At 72.3% G+C, this 16,798-nt stretch carries 16 protein-coding genes and 1 riboswitch; of the genes, 9 read left to right on the top strand and 7 right to left on the bottom strand.

Features of this window, described 5'->3' with window-relative positions:
- The first annotated feature begins 25 nt into the window (after positions 1-25).
- Positions 26-862 (top strand): trehalose-phosphatase, encoded by an 837-nt coding sequence (gene otsB / locus ACIRS4_RS27415; protein ID WP_404201047.1) that lies wholly within the window; start codon positions 26-28, stop codon positions 860-862.
- Here the strand turns inward: otsB and ACIRS4_RS27410 are convergent.
- Together ACIRS4_RS27410 and ACIRS4_RS27405 are read right to left on the bottom strand one after the other, a co-directional pair.
- Positions 850-2,286: a trehalose-6-phosphate synthase gene (locus tag ACIRS4_RS27410; protein ID WP_404201045.1), complete on the bottom strand. Its 1,437-nt coding sequence runs from the start codon at positions 2,284-2,286 to the stop codon at positions 850-852. The genes otsB and ACIRS4_RS27410 overlap by 13 nt on opposite strands.
- A 53-nt stretch (positions 2,287-2,339) precedes the next feature.
- Complete coding sequence (locus ACIRS4_RS27405) at positions 2,340-3,311, bottom strand: glucosyl-3-phosphoglycerate synthase (RefSeq protein ID WP_404201043.1); 972 nt, start codon at positions 3,309-3,311, stop codon at positions 2,340-2,342.
- Between the two features lie 178 nt (positions 3,312-3,489).
- A riboswitch (SAM riboswitch) is annotated at positions 3,490-3,637 on the top strand.
- Between the two features lie 18 nt (positions 3,638-3,655).
- On the opposite strand from ACIRS4_RS27405, the gene thrC reads away from it, so the two are divergent.
- The 6 genes from thrC to ACIRS4_RS27375 all read left to right on the top strand — a co-directional run bounded on the left by thrC (position 3,656) and on the right by ACIRS4_RS27375 (position 11,398).
- Entirely contained in the window at positions 3,656-4,963 is a 1,308-nt protein-coding gene (gene thrC, locus ACIRS4_RS27400; protein WP_404201041.1) for a threonine synthase, read from the top strand.
- Positions 4,964-5,040: 77 nt separating this feature from the next.
- Positions 5,041-5,316, top strand: a complete 276-nt coding sequence (locus ACIRS4_RS27395; protein ID WP_130441963.1) for a MoaD/ThiS family protein — start codon at positions 5,041-5,043, stop codon at positions 5,314-5,316.
- A gap of 452 nt (positions 5,317-5,768) precedes the next feature.
- Positions 5,769-5,972, top strand: coding sequence for a cold-shock protein (locus ACIRS4_RS27390; protein ID WP_004986573.1), 204 nt, complete (start codon positions 5,769-5,771; stop codon positions 5,970-5,972).
- Between the two features lie 347 nt (positions 5,973-6,319).
- On the top strand, positions 6,320-7,942 hold the full coding sequence (groL, locus tag ACIRS4_RS27385; RefSeq protein ID WP_404201039.1) for a chaperonin GroEL: 1,623 nt from the start codon (positions 6,320-6,322) through the stop codon (positions 7,940-7,942).
- A 393-nt stretch (positions 7,943-8,335) separates the two neighbouring features.
- Positions 8,336-9,466, top strand: a complete 1,131-nt coding sequence (locus ACIRS4_RS27380; protein WP_404201037.1) for an NADH:flavin oxidoreductase — start codon at positions 8,336-8,338, stop codon at positions 9,464-9,466.
- A 387-nt stretch (positions 9,467-9,853) separates the two neighbouring features.
- A complete protein-coding gene (locus ACIRS4_RS27375; RefSeq protein ID WP_404201035.1) occupies positions 9,854-11,398 on the top strand; it encodes a carboxylesterase/lipase family protein in 1,545 nt (514 codons plus the stop codon).
- A 31-nt stretch (positions 11,399-11,429) separates the two neighbouring features.
- Here ACIRS4_RS27375 and ACIRS4_RS27370 read toward each other — a convergent pair whose 3' ends face one another.
- From ACIRS4_RS27370 to murQ, 3 genes are all read right to left on the bottom strand, one after another.
- Positions 11,430-11,999 (bottom strand): hypothetical protein, encoded by a 570-nt coding sequence (locus ACIRS4_RS27370; protein WP_404201225.1) that lies wholly within the window; start codon positions 11,997-11,999, stop codon positions 11,430-11,432.
- Positions 12,000-12,105: 106 nt separating this feature from the next.
- Positions 12,106-13,527: a PTS transporter subunit EIIC gene (locus ACIRS4_RS27365; RefSeq protein WP_404201033.1), complete on the bottom strand. Its 1,422-nt coding sequence runs from the start codon at positions 13,525-13,527 to the stop codon at positions 12,106-12,108.
- 16 nt (positions 13,528-13,543) lie between these two features.
- The gene (murQ, locus tag ACIRS4_RS27360) at positions 13,544-14,500 is read right to left on the bottom strand and encodes an N-acetylmuramic acid 6-phosphate etherase (protein ID WP_404201031.1); all 957 of its coding nucleotides are present in this window, start codon (positions 14,498-14,500) and stop codon (positions 13,544-13,546) included.
- 285 nt (positions 14,501-14,785) lie between these two features.
- Between murQ and ACIRS4_RS27355 the strand changes: the two genes are divergently transcribed.
- Positions 14,786-15,184: a hypothetical protein gene (locus ACIRS4_RS27355; protein ID WP_404201029.1), complete on the top strand. Its 399-nt coding sequence runs from the start codon at positions 14,786-14,788 to the stop codon at positions 15,182-15,184.
- 7 nt (positions 15,185-15,191) lie between these two features.
- Entirely contained in the window at positions 15,192-15,458 is a 267-nt protein-coding gene (locus ACIRS4_RS27350; protein WP_404201027.1) for a DUF4031 domain-containing protein, read from the top strand.
- A gap of 33 nt (positions 15,459-15,491) precedes the next feature.
- Here ACIRS4_RS27350 and ACIRS4_RS27345 read toward each other — a convergent pair whose 3' ends face one another.
- Both ACIRS4_RS27345 and ACIRS4_RS27340 read right to left on the bottom strand, forming a co-directional pair.
- Positions 15,492-16,052: a GNAT family N-acetyltransferase gene (locus tag ACIRS4_RS27345; RefSeq protein ID WP_404201025.1), complete on the bottom strand. Its 561-nt coding sequence runs from the start codon at positions 16,050-16,052 to the stop codon at positions 15,492-15,494.
- Between the two features lie 52 nt (positions 16,053-16,104).
- Positions 16,105-16,788, bottom strand: coding sequence for a hypothetical protein (locus ACIRS4_RS27340; protein WP_404201023.1), 684 nt, complete (start codon positions 16,786-16,788; stop codon positions 16,105-16,107).
- Positions 16,789-16,798: the final 10 nt, after the last annotated feature.

Genomic DNA, 16,798 nt, shown 5'->3' with positions numbered 1-16,798 from the left:
CGGCGCCCGCGGATAACCTCACCGTATGGGCACCCAACTCCCCACCCCCACGACCCCCCGCGGCCGGGAAGCGCTGGAGGCGATCCTCGCGCGCCCCGGCGCCACCCTCGTCGCCCTCGACTTCGACGGCACCCTCGCCCCCATCGTCGAGAACCCCGACGACGCCCGGGCGCATCCCGACGCCGTCCCCGCGCTCGCGGCGCTCGCCCCGAAGGTCGCCTCCGTCGCGGTCGTCACCGGCCGGCCGCCCGCCGTGGCCGTGCGCAACGGCGGCTTCGCCGGAGTGCCGGGCCTGGACCGGCTGGTGGTGCTCGGGCACTACGGCGCCGAACGCTGGGACGCCCGCACCGACACCGTCAGCGCCCCCGATCCCCACCCCGGCGTCGCCGCCGCCCGCGCCGAACTGCCGGACGTGCTGGAGGCGGCCGGGTCGTGGCACGGGACGTGGGTGGAGGAGAAGGGCCGGGCCGTCGCCGTGCACACCCGGCGCGCCGAGGACCCGCAGGCCGCCTTCGAGGCGCTGCGGGGGCCCCTCGCCGATCTCGCCGCCCGGCACGGGCTGATCGTCGAGCCGGGCCGCATGGTCCTGGAGCTGCGGCCGCCCGGCGTGGACAAGGGCGTCGCCCTGACCGAGTACATGCGGGAGATCGGCGCCGAGTGCGTCCTGTACGCCGGCGACGACCTCGGCGACCTCCCCGCCTTCGCCGCCGTGGACGAGCTCCGCTCCGACGGGGTGCCCGGCCTGCTCGTGGCCAGCGGCAGCGCCGAGGTCACCGAGCTCTCCGAGCGCGCGGACCTCGTCGTCGACGGCCCGGCAGGCGTCGTACGGCTGCTGCGCGCGCTCGCGGCTCAGCTGGGCTGAACGCCCCGCAGCGCCTGCAACTGGTCCAGGAACCACTGGGCCGGGGGCAGCGCGGTCGCGGCCGCCGTCAGCCTCTTGGTCTGCTCCGCCCGCTCCTGCGGCGACGTGGTGAGCGCCTCGTGCAGGGCGCGGGCGGTCTCCAGCACGTCGTAGGGGTTCACCACGATCGCGTCGTCGCCGAGTTCCGCGTACGCGCCCGCCTCCCGGGACAGGACCAGCACGCAGCCCTCGTCGGAGACGACCGGCACCTCCTTGGCGACGAGGTTCATGCCGTCCCGGATGGGGTTGACCAGGGCCACGTCCGCGAGGCGGTAGGCGGCGAGGGAGCGGGCGAAGTCGTCCTTGACGTGCAGGACGACCGGGGTCCAGCCGGGGGTGCCGTACGACTCGTTGATCTCTTGGGCGACCCGCTGCACCTCGGCGGTGTAGTCGCGGTAGACGGCGAGGTCCTGGCGGGAGGGATAGGCGAAGGCGACGTGGACGACGCGTTCGCGCCACTCCGGGCGGTCGTCGAGGAGCTGCCGGTAGGCGAGCAGGCCGCGCACGATGTTCTTCGACAGCTCGGTGCGGTCGACGCGGACGATGGTCCGGCGGGCGCCGCCGTCGGGCGCGGCGCCGATCTCCTCGCGCAACGCCGCCATGCGCTCGTCGACGTCCGGCTCGTGGGAGCGGGCGCGCAGGAAGTCGGCGTCCGCGCCGAGCCCGTGCACGCCGATCTCGGTCCCGTCGAGGCCGCCGGTGAACTCCTCGCAGCACGCGGTGAAGGCGTCCGCCCAGCGGCGGGTGAGGAAGCCGAGCCGGTCCGCGCCGAGCATGCCCCGCAGCAGCTGCTGTCGGACGTCGGCGGGCAGCAGGCCGAAGTAGTCCACGGGCGCCCACGGCGTGTGCGAGAAGTGGCCGATGCGCAGGTCGGGGCGGAGTTCGCGGAGCATTCCGGGGACCAGGCACAGGTGGTAGTCCTGCACGAGGACGGCCGCGCCCGGCGCCGCCTCCTCGGCGAGCGCCTCGGCGAAGGCGCGGTTGTACGTCTCGTACGACGCCCACCGGCGCCGGAACTCGGCGTCGAACACCGGCTCCAGCGGGGTCTGGTAGAGCAGGTGGTGGACGAACCAGAGCACGGAGTTGGCGATGCCGTTGTACGCGTCGGCGTGCACGTCGGCGGGGATGTCCAGCATCCGCACGCCGTCCTCGCCGACCCCGCGCCGTACCGCCTCGCGGTCGTCGTCGGACAGTGCCGAGCAGACCCACAGGGCGCCCGCCTCCGGGCCGATGGCCGACAGGCCCGACACCAGGCCGCCGCCGCCCCGTTTGGTCTGCAGCGAGCCGTCCTCGCGGACCGTGTAGGAGACCGGGCCGCGGTTGGACGCGACCAGCACCTGAGCACCCTGAGCAGCGACGTCGTGCGGGGAAGCCGTGGAAGCCATACGCCTCAACCTAGCCCGCTCGCCCACCCCTCAAACGTGGCGGCCGGCTCTCCCTAAGCCACCCTGCGGGAGGCGTACTCCGCGATCTCCGCCATCGGCGGCCGCTCCTCGGTGTCCACCGGGTGGGTGCGCGGCTCGAAGCCGTCCGCGCCGCGCTCGAACTGGGTGAGGGCCGGGCGCACCAGGTGGCCGCGGGCCAGCCGCAATTGCGCGGTGCGGTAGATAGCCGCCGCCATCCGGCCGAGCGCCTGCCCGTCCTGGTGACGGTGTCTGCGCACGCCCACGTCGACCTGGGCGAGCGCGTCCAGGCCGACCAGGTGCAGCGCGTCGACCAGCATCCCCAGCTCCACCCCGTAGCCGACGGGGAAGGGCAGCCTCTCCAGCAGGCTGCGGCGGGCCGCGTACTCGCCGCCCAGGGGTTGCACGAAGCCCGCGAGCTGCGGCCAGTGCATGTTCAGCAGAGGGCGCGCCATCAGCTCCGTCACCCGGCCGCCCTGGCCGGCCGCCCCGGTGGGGGCGAGCGGGTCGGCCCCGGTGCCCAGCGGGCGGTCGTACATGGCCTTGACCAGGTCCACGCCGGGCTCGGTGAGCAGCGGGCCGACGATCCCGGACACGAAGTCGGAGGAGAACTCCCGCAGATCGGCGTCGACGAAGCAGACGACGTCGCCCGTGGTGACCAGCAGCGAGCGCCACAGCACCTCGCCCTTGCCGGGCAGCGCCGGGATGCGGGGCAGTATCGCGTCCCGGTGGACGACGCGCGCTCCCGCCGCCGCGGCGACCTGGGAGGTGCGGTCGGTGGAGCCGGAGTCGACGACGACTATCTCGTCGACGAGCGGAGCCTGCCGCATGAGGTCGTGACGGATGATCGAGACGATCTCGCCGACCGTCTCCTCCTCGTTCAACGCGGGCAGCACCACGGACACCGACTGACCCGTGGCGCGCTTGGCGGCCAGGATCCTGTGCAGCGGGCGATCGGTCACCGACCAGGAGCGGGTGGCCAGCCAGCGCCCGACTTCTTCCAGCACGGTCTACGGCTCCTCACTGTCGTGATCACACCAGGTACACAGGGGGTGACCGTGTGATCCGTCTCGCGCTTCGGACGACTATCTCAACTCTCCGGGGTGTCGGTTACAGTCTTGAACAACGCGGATGACCATCGCATGTCCAGGGTCAATCCGGCGTTCAGGACAAACAACTGCATATTGCTCATCCAGAGGGGCAGAGGGACACGGCCCGATGAAGCCCCGGCAACCCTCCAGCCGGCTCTTGTCACATAGAAGTGGCGGGGCTCCCGGTTCGGGAAGGTGCCAAATCCGTCTCACGGCGAGATGCGTCGTGAGGAAGATGAGGAGAAAGGGCCTCGCCTCACATGGCTGCGCAGACTGTTGCGACCGGAACCACCGCTTCCACCGGCACCCCCGCCCCCGCCGTCGACCTCGGCCCCGCCGCGGCGCTGAGCTGCCGGGAGTGCGGCCACCGCGTCCCCCTCGGCCCGGTCTTCGCCTGCGAGGAGTGTTTCGGCCCGCTGGAGATCGCCTACGACTTCTCCTCCTACGACACGGAGGAGCTCCGCAAGCGCATCGAGGCCGGCCCCGCCAACATCTGGCGCTACGCCCCGCTGCTGCCCGTCCCGGCGGACGTCGCGGACAAGCCGAACATCAACCCCGGCTGGACCAAGCTCGTCCAGGCCGACAACCTCGCCCGCGAGCTGGGCGTCGAGCCCGGCAAGCTGTTCGTCAAGGACGACTCCGGCAACCCGACGCACTCCTTCAAGGACCGGGTCGTCGCCCAGGCCCTGGAGGCCGCCCGCGCCTTCGGCTTCACCACCCTGTCCTGCTCCTCCACCGGCAACCTCGCCGGCGCGGTGGGCGCCGCCGCGGCCCGGGCCGGCTTCCGCTCCTGCGTGTTCATCCCGCACGACCTGGAGCAGGGCAAGGTCGTCATGGCCGCCGTCTACGGCGGCGAACTCGTCGGCATCGAGGGCAACTACGACGACGTCAACCGCTTCTGCTCCGAGCTCATCGGCGACCCCGCGGGCGAGGGCTGGGGCTTCGTCAACGTCAACCTGCGGCCGTACTACGCCGAGGGCTCCAAGACGCTGGCGTACGAGATCTGCGAGCAGCTCGGCTGGCGGCTCCCCGACCAGCTCGTGGTGCCCATCGCCTCCGGCTCCCAGCTCACGAAGATCGACAAGGGGTTGCAGGAGCTGATCAAGCTCGGGCTCGTCGAGGACAAGCCGTACAAGATCTTCGGTGCGCAGGCGGAGGGGTGCTCCCCGGTGTCGGTCGCCTACAAGGCGGGGCACGACGTCGTGCGGCCGCAGAAGCCGGACACCATCGCCAAGTCGCTGGCGATCGGCAACCCGGCCGACGGCCCGTACGTGCTCGACATCGCGCGGCGCACCGGCGGCGCGGTGGAGGACGTGAACGACGAGCAGGTCGTCGACGCGATCAAGGTGCTGGCGCGGACCGAGGGGATCTTCGCGGAGACCGCCGGCGGGGTGACCGTGGGCGTGACGCGCAAGCTGATCGAGAACGGTGTGCTGGACCCGGCGCTGACGACCGTCGTCCTCAACACCGGGGACGGTCTGAAGACCCTGGACGCGGTGGCCGGTACGGGGCTCACCGCGACGATCCGGCCGAACCTGGAGTCGTTCCGCGAGGCTGGTCTCGCCTAGGGCGTGTCCCTGGCGCCGTCCGCGGGGGCAGTGGTCCCCGCGCCTGTCAGCAGTCTGCTTCACCGGAGGTCCCGAGCATGAGCGTCACTGTCCGCATCCCGACCATTCTCCGCACCTACACGGGCGGGGCGGCCGAGGTCACCGCCGAGGGCGGGACCCTCGGGGAGGTCATCGCCGACCTGGAGAAGAACCACACGGGCATCGCCGCCCGCGTTCTCGACGACCAGGGCAAGCTGCGCCGGTTCGTCAACGTGTACGTGAACGACGACGACGTCCGCTTCGAGCAGGGTCTTGAGACGGCTACGCCCGAGGGCGCGGGAGTTTCCATCATTCCGGCTGTCGCGGGTGGCTGAGCGACGATCACTACCCGCCGGTAGTAACCGTCGGTAACAGTGATTACTTTGAGTTCATCGAATTGCCCTCTCCGCAAGAGAAGCGGAGGGGGCAATTCAGTGTGGTTGAGCGCGGTACAGTTGGGGAACCGGCCTCCGATTCAATGATCCGGAGCCTTTGATTTCTGCCTTACGCCCGACAAGAAGTAGCCAAAGTGTGTGCGCCTTCTGCGGCTTTTGTAACGTTTGGGCAGTCCGACTTGCCCTGAATCCGGGCGAATCCTCACCACTTTCCGGACCGTGCGCGTCCAGAATTCTCGTCCGATTGACCTGTTGCAGACGGCAGTTGGACAGATACATTCAGCCGCGGTCGACGCGTTCCGGCGCACGCCCCCAACCAACTGGGGGGTGAGGTCTGACCCGGATCCGCGAAGTGTGGATCTGTGCAAGGGCCAGTAATAGGGGAGTTAGGCATGGCTCAGGGCACCGTCAAGTGGTTCAACGCGGAGAAGGGGTACGGCTTCATCGCGGTCGACGGTGGTGCGGACGTCTTCGTCCACTACAGCGCCATTCAGATGGACGGCTACCGCACCCTGGAAGAGGGCCAGCGGGTCGAGTTCGAGATCTCGCAGGGCCAGAAGGGCCCGCAGGCCGACATGGTTCGCGTCACCGCCTGAACGTTTCAAGCGAAGGGCTCGCATCCCGCCGACGGGGGTGCGAGCCCTTCGCGCTGCCCGGCCGCGCATCGGTCCTGCCGCCGGCCATGTCCCGGCGGTCCGGGGGGCGCCGGCGGTGTTCGCGCGTGGCCGACAGTCCCGGCGTATCCGACCGAGGCGCTTGCACTCGCCATGGCCGAGTGCTAATCATTGGCGTTAGCACTCTGAAGGTGAGAGTGACAACGAAGGACCGGGTCGGTGAGGCCCGCAGGCCGGGTGGGAAGGAACCACGAGGCCGGCGAGCCGTCCGTCGCGGGCGCGGGCGCGGTCCGAAGGAATCACCCCCAGTCCTGGAGGGACCACTTCACATGGCCAAGATCATCGCGTTCGACGAGGAGGCGCGGCGCGGCCTCGAGCGCGGCATGAACCAGCTCGCGGACGCCGTCAAGGTGACGCTCGGCCCCAAGGGCCGCAACGTCGTCCTCGAGAAGAAGTGGGGCGCCCCCACGATCACCAACGATGGTGTGTCCATCGCCAAGGAGATCGAGCTCGAGGACCCGTACGAGAAGATCGGCGCCGAGCTGGTCAAGGAAGTCGCCAAGAAGACGGACGACGTCGCCGGTGACGGTACGACCACCGCGACCGTCCTCGCCCAGGCCCTGGTCAAGGAAGGTCTGCGCAACGTAGCCGCCGGCGCCAACCCGATGGCCCTCAAGCGCGGTATCGAGAAGGCCGTCGAGGCCGTCTCCGGTGCCCTGCTGGAGCAGGCGAAGGATGTCGAGACCAAGGAGCAGATCGCTTCGACGGCCTCCATCTCCGCCGCCGACACCCAGATCGGCGAGCTCATCGCCGAGGCCATGGACAAGGTCGGCAAGGAAGGCGTCATCACCGTCGAGGAGTCGCAGACCTTCGGGCTCGAGCTCGAGCTCACCGAGGGCATGCGCTTCGACAAGGGCTACATCTCGGCGTACTTCGCCACCGACATGGAGCGTATGGAGGCCGTCCTCGACGACCCGTACATCCTGATCGCCAACTCCAAGATCTCCAACGTCAAGGACCTGCTCCCGCTCCTGGAGAAGGTCATGCAGTCGGGCAAGCCGCTGCTGATCATCGCCGAGGACGTCGAGGGCGAGGCCCTGTCGACCCTGGTCGTCAACAAGATCCGCGGCACGTTCAAGTCCGTCGCGGTCAAGGCCCCGGGCTTCGGCGACCGCCGCAAGGCCATGCTGAACGACATCGCCATCCTCACCGGCGGCGAGGTCATCTCCGAGGAGGTCGGTCTCAAGCTCGAGAACACCTCCCTGGACCTCCTGGGCAAGGCCCGCAAGGTCGTCATCACCAAGGACGAGACCACCATCGTCGACGGTTCCGGCTCCTCGGACCAGGTCGCCGGCCGTGTGAACCAGATCCGCGCCGAGATCGAGAACAGCGACTCGGACTACGACCGCGAGAAGCTCCAGGAGCGCCTGGCGAAGCTCGCGGGCGGCGTGGCCGTCATCAAGGCGGGTGCGGCCACCGAGGTGGAGCTCAAGGAGCGCAAGCACCGCATCGAGGACGCCGTCCGCAACGCGAAGGCGGCCGTCGAGGAGGGCATCGTCGCCGGTGGTGGCGTGGCCCTGCTGCAGGCCTCCCAGGTCTTCGAGAAGCTGGAGCTCGACGGTGACGAGGCGACCGGCGCCAACGCCGTGAAGCTCGCGCTGGAGGCCCCGCTCAAGCAGATCGCCGTCAACGGTGGTCTCGAGGGCGGCGTCGTCGTGGAGAAGGTCCGCAACCTCCAGGTCGGCCACGGCCTGAACGCCGCGACCGGTGAGTACGTCGACATGATCGCCGAGGGCATCATCGACCCGGCGAAGGTGACGCGCTCCGCGCTGCAGAACGCCGCGTCGATCGCCGCGCTGTTCCTCACCACCGAGGCCGTCATCGCCGACAAGCCGGAGAAGGCCGCGGCCCCGGCCGGCGGCGGCATGCCGGGCGGTGACATGGACTTCTGATCGACCTGACGGTTGATCGCCTGTCCTTCGGACCGAGGGCGGCACCACCTGCTGACGCGGGGGTGCCGCCCTCGGGCGTTTGCGGCCCGCTTCAGGTTCTGCGGCCGACTTGCAGGATGTGACGTGACGGTGGCGCCGTCCGGCCGGTACAGCACTCTTCACGCCCCGGCGTGCAGCCGGAAGAAGCCGGGGTCCCCTCCGGGGGAAGGGGAGGCGGCCGGTTCGGGTGCCAGTGGGGCCGGGCGTGGTTCGGATCACAGGGGGTTGCGGCGCGGCACGGAATGCGGGCCGGGCGGTGGCGGTTGACGGTGAGGTGCATTGAATGCGTGTGCACATACCGTCCGGTTCCATGCACGTACCGTTTTCCGCCCACTTCTCCGAGGAGCCCTCCACGTGACCGTCACGACGTCGTCCATCCCCTCCCGCGCCGCCGAGATCCTCTCCCGTCCGGTCACGATCAACGGCCTCACCGTCCCGAACCGCATCGCGATGGCGCCGATGACGCGCATGTTCTCCCCGGGGGGCGTTCCCGGCGAGGACGTCGTGTCGTACTACGCCCGTCGCGCCGCCGCCGGCGTCGGCCTCATCGTCACCGAGGGCACGTACGTCGGGCACGACTCCGCCGGCCAGAGCGACCGGGTGCCCCGGTTCCACGGCGAGGAGCAGCTCGCGGGGTGGGCGAAGGTCGCCGAGGCCGTGCGCGCGGCGGGCGGGACGATCGTGCCCCAGCTGTGGCACATCGGGATGGTGCGCAAGGACGGCGAGCCGCCCTTCGCGGACGCGCCCGCCGTCGGCCCCTCCGGCATCCGCGTCGACGGCGACGACGTCACCGGCAAGGCCATGACCCAGCGTGACCTGGACGACGTCATCGGGGCGTTCGCCCAGGCCGCGGCCGCCGCCGAGCGCATCGGCTTCCACGGCGTGGAGATCCACGGCGCCCACGGCTACCTCGTCGACCAGTTCCTGTGGGAGCACACCAACCGCCGCACCGACGCCTACGGCGGCGACCCGGTGGCCCGTACGAAGTTCGCCGCCGAGATCGTGGCCGCCGTGCGGGAGACCGTGTCGCCCGAGTTCCCGATCATCTTCCGCTACTCGCAGTGGAAGCAGGAGGCCTACGACGCGCGTCTCGCCGAGACCCCGGAGGAGCTGGAGGCCATCCTCACCCCGCTCGCCGCGGCCGGCGTCGACGCCTTCCACGCCTCCACCCGCCGCTACTGGCTGCCGGAGTTCGAGGACTCCGACCTCAACCTCGCGGGCTGGACCAAGAAGCTCACCGGCAAGACCGCCATCACCGTCGGCTCGGTCGGTCTCGACGGCGACTTCATCAAGGGCTTCCAGGGTGAGGGCTCGCCGGTCAAGGGCATCGACGACCTCCTCGACAGCCTGGAGCGCGACGAGTTCGACATGGTGGCCGTCGGGCGCGCGCTGCTCCAGGACCCGCAGTGGGCGGCGAAGGTCCTCGAGGGCCGCTTCGCCGATCTGGCTCCGTACGACGCGGCGGCGCTGCGCACGCTGAGCTGAGTCTGCGGCGAGCCCTCGGGGCCCGGGGCGGAGATCTGTCCGCCCCGGGCCCCTTTGCATGGCGGGCAGCGGGCAGGGCCTCTTTGCGTGGCGGGCAGCGGGCAGGGCCGCAGGGCCTCTTTGCGTGGCGGCGGCGCGCCCGGGACGGGCCGGCGCTGGAGCGTGGGAGCCTGCTTCGATCGAGGCGTGAGCCGTCGGCTTTTCGCCGGCCTGCCGTCCTTCATGGCGGTGATGTCATACGACTTTCCAGGGCGGCTGTCACTCACACGAGGGGTGCCGGCCGCTTCCGGCACTTCCCCCGGCCACCGGCCGTTCCATGAACAACCAGCCGATGACAGCTGATCACAGCCGATGACAGTTCATGACGGTCGATGACAGGAGTGCTTGATGACGATCGCCGAGTCCCAGCTCGTCGTGCGTACCGCCGCGGGAGCCGTGCGCGGCCGCCGTGAGGACGGCCTGACAGTGTTCCGCGGCATCCCGTTCGCCGCGCCTCCGGTCGGCGAGGCCCGGTTCCAGGCCCCACGCCCGCCGCACCCGTGGGACGGCGTGCGGGACGCGTACGCCTTCGGGCCGCCGCCCCCGCAGGAGGCGGGGTTGCAGGGACTCGCGGCAAGCCGGGACGAGCCGGCGGGCGACGACTGGCTGACGGTGAACGTCTGGACGCCGGCCACGGGCGGGCCCGGGACGGATGCGGCTCAGGCCGCCCGGCCGGTGATGGTGTGGATCTACGGCGGCGCCTACAAGCTCGGGCATTCCGGCAGCCCGGGATACGACGCCCAGCACATAGCCCGCGCCGGCGACCTCGTGGTGGTCACCTTCAACTACCGCGTCGGCATCGAGGGGTTCGCGCGGCTGGACGGCGCGCCCGCCAACCGGGGGCTGCTGGACCAGATCGCGGCACTGGAGTGGGTGCGGGACAACATCGCGGAGTTCGGCGGCGATCCCGGCCGGGTGACCGTGTTCGGTGAGTCGGCGGGCGCCGGTTCTGTGGCCGCGCTGCTCGCCGCGCCGGGCGCGCGCGGACTGTTCGGGCGGGCGATCGCCCAGAGTGTGCCCGGCACGTTCTTCTCCGACGAGCTGGCCCGCGACCTCGCGGCCGCCATCGCCGCCGAGGCCGGGCTGCGCCCCACAGCCGCCGACCTGTCCGCCGTGGACCCGCGTCGGCTGACGGAGGCCGGGGCCGCGCTGGGAGCGAAGATGGCGGAGCGGGTGGACCGCTGGGGGCAGGTCGCGCCCACGGTCACGCCTTTCTCGCCGGTCGTCGACGGCGAGGTCCTGCCGGCCACCCCCTGGCAGGCGCTGGCGGCGGGCGCCGGGCGGGACGTGGCGCTGGTCGTCGGGCACAACGCGCAGGAGTACCGGCTGTTCGTCGCCATGGCGGGTTGGCTGGGCAGGGTGACGGAGGAACAGGCGGCCGGTGCGTTGCGGGTGTTCGCCCCGGACGGCGGGGAGGCGGCTTACCGCGCGGCCTATCCGGAGGCGGGAGCCGGGGAGTTGTTCGAGCGGGTGCAGTCCGACTGGCTGTTCCGCATACCGTCCCTGCGCCTGGCCGAAGCGCAGATCGCGGGCGGCGGCCGGGCCCATGTCTACGAGCTGACCTGGCCGGCTCCGGGCATGGGCGGCGGGCTCGGCGCGTGCCACGGCCTGGACGTCCCCCTGCTCTTCGGCACCTACGAGGCGGACCTGGGGGCCCTGTTGTTCGCGGGGGTGGAGGTGCCGGCGGAGGCCAGGGAGCTGACGGCCCGCTTCCAGGCCGCCTGGACGTCCTTCGCCCGGACCGGCGACCCGGGCTGGCCGGCGTACGACGGGCAGCGGCGGCTGACGCAGGTGCTGGACGCGCAGCCGGAGGTGCGGGCGTATCCGGAGGAGACGGCGCGGCGGCTGTGGGAGGGGTACGACTTCCCGGCGCTGCCGCTGGTGGGGCGGTGACCGGGACGGAGAGACGGGACGGGGAAGGGGACTACAGATTGCCGAGAGGTTCGATGTCGGTGCGGACCGGGGTGCCCCAGATGCGCAGCACCTCGTAGTCGGTGAACTCGTGCACCAGCCGGTAGGCCATCGCGGGGCGGGAGCCGCGGCGCAGGGCGGCGAGGTAGAGCTCGGCCTCGCGGCGGTCCCGGCGGGGGGTGCCGCACAGCTGCCACTCCTGTCCGTTCCACAGCTCCGGGAGCCAGCGCTGCTGGGGCTGGGGGCGGTCGGCGCGGGTGCCGTAGCGGGAGGGGGTGGCAGCGGCCGGGCCCGAGGAATGCGGGGCGGGGCCGTTGAACTCGGCGCGGCGGGCCGCGCGGCGGCGGGTCTCGCAGAGCAGGCAGAGGTCGGGGGCTGCCTTGTCGACCGGGCCGCCGGGATGCTCGGCGCAGCGGGTGGCGGGCGCGGCGGTGACGCTTTCGTCCAGCAGTTCCAGGGCGCGGCGCAGGTCCGCCTTGACCTCGTGGAGCTTGGCGTCCGGTGTGTCCCCGGTGAGGGCCTCGCCGTGCTCACCGAGGAGGCGGAGGGCACGGCCCAGATGGGTGAGCTGGGCGTGGTTCATGGCGGGCGGCTCCGGTTTCTGCTGCTGGCCGGCGGGTGCCTCGCGCGGGCGGCGCGGGGGCGGGGTTCTCGCAACCACGGTCGCACATGTCAGCGACGGAGCCGGGTCAGGCTGATGGGCGCGGGCGGTCGGGGACACCGAAGAGGTAGGTCGCGGTGAAGCCGACGGCGTAGCCCGTCAGCAGGCCGCCCGTGTAGATCGCGAGCAGGGAGCCCCAGCCGCGGTTCCCGGCCAGCAGGGGGAACAGGGCCCAGCCGGACGGGCCGATCGCCGTCGCGCCGACGCGGTCGCCGAGCATCGCGAAGAAACCGACGAACGCACCGCCGGCCGCCCCGCCCGCGCAGGCGGTGAGAAAGGGGCGGCCCAGGGGAAGGGAGACGCCGTAGATCAGGGGTTCGCCGACGCCCAGCAGACCCGCGGGGAGCGCCGAGCGGATCGTCGTACGCAGGGAGGTGTCGTGACGCAGACGCACGTAGACGGCGAGGCAGGCGCCGACCTGGCCCGCGCCGGCCATCGCCAGGATGGGCAGCAGCACCGTGTAGCCCTGCTGCTCGATGAGGGTGGCGTGGATGGGGATGAGGGCCTGGTGCAGGCCCAGCATCACCAACGGCAGGAACAGTCCGCCGAGGACGAGGCCGGCGACGGGGCCCGTCGTGGCGAGCAGCCAGTTCGCGGCCGTGCCGATGGCGGTGGACACCGCGCCGGCCGCCCACATCAGGCCGTAGAGGGTGGCGAGGCCCGCCACGAGGACGGTGAGGGTGGGGGTGAGGAGCACGTCCAGGGCATCGGGGACCCGGCCCCGGCACCACTTCTCGACGCGGGTCGCCAGCAGGGCGGCGGCCAGCGCGCCGAGGACGCCGCCCTGGCCGGGGGAGAGCGTCACCCCGAACACGGTGAGCTTCGCGACGCCCGGATACACCACGATCGCGGCGACCGCGCCGCCGAGGACCGGTGTGCCGCCGAACTCCTTGGCGGTGTTGAGGCCGACGAAGACCGCGATCAGCGCCATGAACCCGGAGGCCACGGCGGCCAGCGCGGGCGTCAGCCACGGCACCAGGCCGGCGTTCACCAGCAGCCCGTTGACTCCCGCGACGACGCCGCAGCCGATGAGCGCGGGGATGAGGGGGACGAAGACGTTCGCGAGGCGGCGCAGGGCCGACTTGAGGGGCGTGGCGTTGCGCCGCCGCCGCTCCTCGCGCAACCGGTCCCCGCGCGCGGCGAGTTCGCCCGCGAACTCGCAGCCCGCCTGACCGGAGGGCTCGCCGCCGGTGTGCGCGGCGAGCAGTGCTTCGAGGGCGGAGGTCACCTGCGTCACCGCGCCCGGGCCCAGCACCACCTGGTACGAGCCGGCGTCCACGACGAGCCCGAGGACGCCGGGCAGGGACCTCAGTGCCTCCTCGTCCACCCGGGACGGGTCGGCCAGGCCCAGCCGCAGTCGGGTCATGCAGTGGGCGACGGTGACGACGTTGGCCGGGCCGCCCACGAGGGGCAGGACGGCGGCGGCGGTGACGGTGGGGTCGATGCGCACTCCCCGAGGGTGCGGCTCAACGCCCCGCGGCGGCGAGCGCGGCGCGCAGATGGCCGTCGGACTCCTCCAGAAGGCGGGCGGCCGACGGTCCGTCGACCCCGGCGAGCAGGGCCAGGATCGCGTGCTTCACCTCGCCGCCGGTTGCCGTGAGGGCGGCCTCGATCTCCTCGTCGGCGGCCCCCGTGGCCAGGGCGACGATCCGCCGGGAGCGGGCGCGCAGCTTCTCGTTGGAGGCGCGCACGTCGACCATGAGGTTCCCGTAGGTCTTGCCGAGCCGGATCATCGTGATCGTCGAGAGCATGTTCAGCACCAGCTTCTGGGCGGTGCCCGCCTTCAGCCGGGTGGAGCCGGTGAGGAGTTCCGGTCCGACGACGACCTCGATGCCGTGCTCGGCGGCGGCGGCCAGCGCGCTGCCCGGGTTGCAGGCCAGCCCGACGGTCAGGGCGCCCAGGGAGCGGGCGTACTCGACGGCGGCGACGGCGTAGGGAGTGCGTCCGGAGGCGGAGATGCCGACCACCGTGTCCTCGGGGGTGAGGGCGAGGGCGGCGAGGTCCGTCTCGGCCAGCTCGCGGGAGTCCTCGGCGCCCTCGACGGAGCGGGTCATCGCCTTCGGGCCGCCGGCGATCAGTCCGACGACCTGGCCCGGGGCCGTGGCGAAGGTGGGCGGGCACTCGGAGGCGTCGAGCACGCCGAGCCGTCCGGCGGTGCCGGCCCCGGCGTGGACGAGTCGTCCGCCGCGCGCCATCCGCTCGGAGATGGCGTCGACGGCGGCGGCGATCTCGGGCAACCGCGCGGCGACGGCGGCGGGCACGGCAGCGTCCTCGCCGTTCATCAGGCGGGCGATGTCGAGCGTGGGGAGCCGGTCGATCTCGGCCAGCTCGGGCCGGAAGGCCTCGGTGGTGAGGGAGTCGAGCTGCGAGCGCAGTTCGTCGTGCGGGGCACGGGGGCCGGGCGGAGGAGAGGAGGAGATCACGGGGAGGCTCTTTCCGGTGCGGGGTCGATGCGGCCGGCTGGGGCGCGCGGCTGTCAGGACGTGCGGTCCGCCGCAGGGGTGCGACCGGCGGGGCGGGCCCGGGCCGGTCGGGGCGAACACCCCTACGGTTTACCGGTGCCGGTGGGCCGACGCCTCGTACGACGCGGCCGGGGCGGGAGCCGCGCTGTCGTGGGTGCGCCGGGCAGGTGAGCACATGGTCCGCGTACCGGGTCGAAAAGTATTTTCGGTTCGAGGTCAGGGGCGGGAGTTGCGCACAATGGGGGCATGGATCCCTCCTCCGGCAATCCCGTCGGCCCCCTGGAACAGGCGCTGCACGCGGCCCGCGCCCTGGTGCTCGCCGATCTGGCCGCGGGCGACGTCGCCGCGGCGGACGTCGTCTCGATGGTCGAGGACTCCGTGGTGCAGCGGCGCTGGTGGGTCGAGCAGTGGCCGGAGGGCGTGGCGTTCGTCGCCGGGCTGGTCGCGCAGGACGTGCAGGACGCGCTGCTGGAGCGGTACGGGCGCTGGCCGTTGTGCCCGGTGTGCGGCTCGGGCGACCCGCACGCGCTCGACGTGGAGCCCGAACTCGGGCCGGACCCGCACTGGGTGTGCCACAAGGCGGGGGTGCGGGTCGCGGCGGTGGGCACGCTGGGCGGGGCGGTCGGCGGGCCGCCGGCCTCGTGAGGTCCCGATGACGGTCTACATCGACCCGCCGAGCTGGCCCGGTCACGGGCGGCTGTGGTCCCATCTGGTCAGCGATCTGTCCTTCGACGAACTGCACGTTTTCGCCGAGGGGTTGGGTGTGCCGCGGCGCGCCTTCGAACGGGACCACTACGACATCCCGTCGCACCGTTACGCGGACGCGGTCGCGGCCGGCGCGGTCGAGGTCAGCAGCCGCGAGGTGGTCCGTCTGCTGACGGCGTCCGGCCTGCGCAGACCCAAGGGACGGCCGGCCTGACGCGGGGCGCCGGAGCGCGCCCGCCCACATGCCTCAACCCCGGCTGCGGACGTACAGCAGCAGCTCGTCGCTGTTCAGCCGGGTTCGGGTGAACCCGGCTCGGTGCAGCACGTTCTGGGACGCGGTGTTCGTCTCCTCGACCGTCGCGCAGACGCAGCCCACGTCGTCCCGGGCCAGCGTCCAGTCGGTGAGGGCGTCGACCGCCTCCGTGGCGTAGCCGTGTCCGCGGGCGGCCTCCACGAGGTCGTAGCCGATCTCGACGCGGCCCTCGTCGTCGGGGGGTCCGTGGAAGGCGATGCTGCCGACGGCGAGCCCGTCGCCGCGCCGCACGAGCGCGAACATGCCGAACTCGGGCCGGTACACCCCGGCGGCGTGCGCCTGCGTCAGCATCCCGGAGACGTCCCGGGTGCCCTCGAAGGGCGCGCCCCCGAGCCAGGCGAACCCGCCGTCGCCGCCCGCCCGAAGACCGGTGGCGGCGTGCGGGGGGACGCCTTCGAGGGTGAGGCGTGGGGTGGGGATTCGGAGCGTGCCGCCGTGAGGGGACGCCACTGCCGTCCCGGCGGGCGCTCCCGGCAGCGGCGGCCGTTCGCTCATGGAACGCGGTCCTTCCGGTAGGGGGACGCGCCCGACGCTACTCCGCCGTAGGTCACCGCGTCAGCAGTTCGAGTTCCGCGCGGAGGTTGTGGCGCGCTGTCGGCTCCCAGTGCTCCACGCCGTGCGGGGTGTGGAACAGGCGGGGCAGGTCGAGGAGTTGGCGCAGGATCGCCGCGCGGCCCTCGCGGAAGGCGTCGTTCGGGACGAAGTGGTACTCCTCGCGGACCGCGGCCGTGTACGCGGCGTACGCGGACGGCGGCGCGGCCAGGATCGCGAGGTCGGCGTCGCAGAGCACCTGGCCGTCGGGGTCGTCGTCGGCGGGGGCGTGGGTGACGGTGAGCCGGACCAGGCGGGCCACCTCGGCGCTCTTCGCCGCCGGCAGACCGGCCTCGGGGAGTGCGCGCTCGGCGAGACGGGCCGAGCGCTCCTCGTTCTCGGAGCGGTCGGGCAGGTAGACCGCGTCGTGGAACCAGGCGGCGAGGCGGACGACGTCCGGGTCGCCGGCGTGCTCCGCGAGGGCGTCGACGTGGTCGAGGACGGCGGTGAGGTGCGTGAGCGTGTGGTAGCGGCGCTGCGGCTCCCGCCAGCGGGCGAGGAGGGCGTCGGCGTAGGGGAGGGGGTCCGGGCCGGTGGCGGGGCCGCGGGCGCTTTCGAGGGCGTGGGCGAAGCGGGCGCGCAGGGCGTCGAGGCCGCCTTCGGCGGCCGGGGCTTCGCGGTCGTCGGCCGATGGGGTCATGGAAGTCATT

This window comes from Streptomyces sp. NPDC101166, assembly GCF_044768125.1.
Lineage (GTDB): Bacteria > Actinomycetota > Actinomycetes > Streptomycetales > Streptomycetaceae > Streptomyces.
This window is presented reverse-complemented; position numbering and strand designations above follow the sequence as displayed.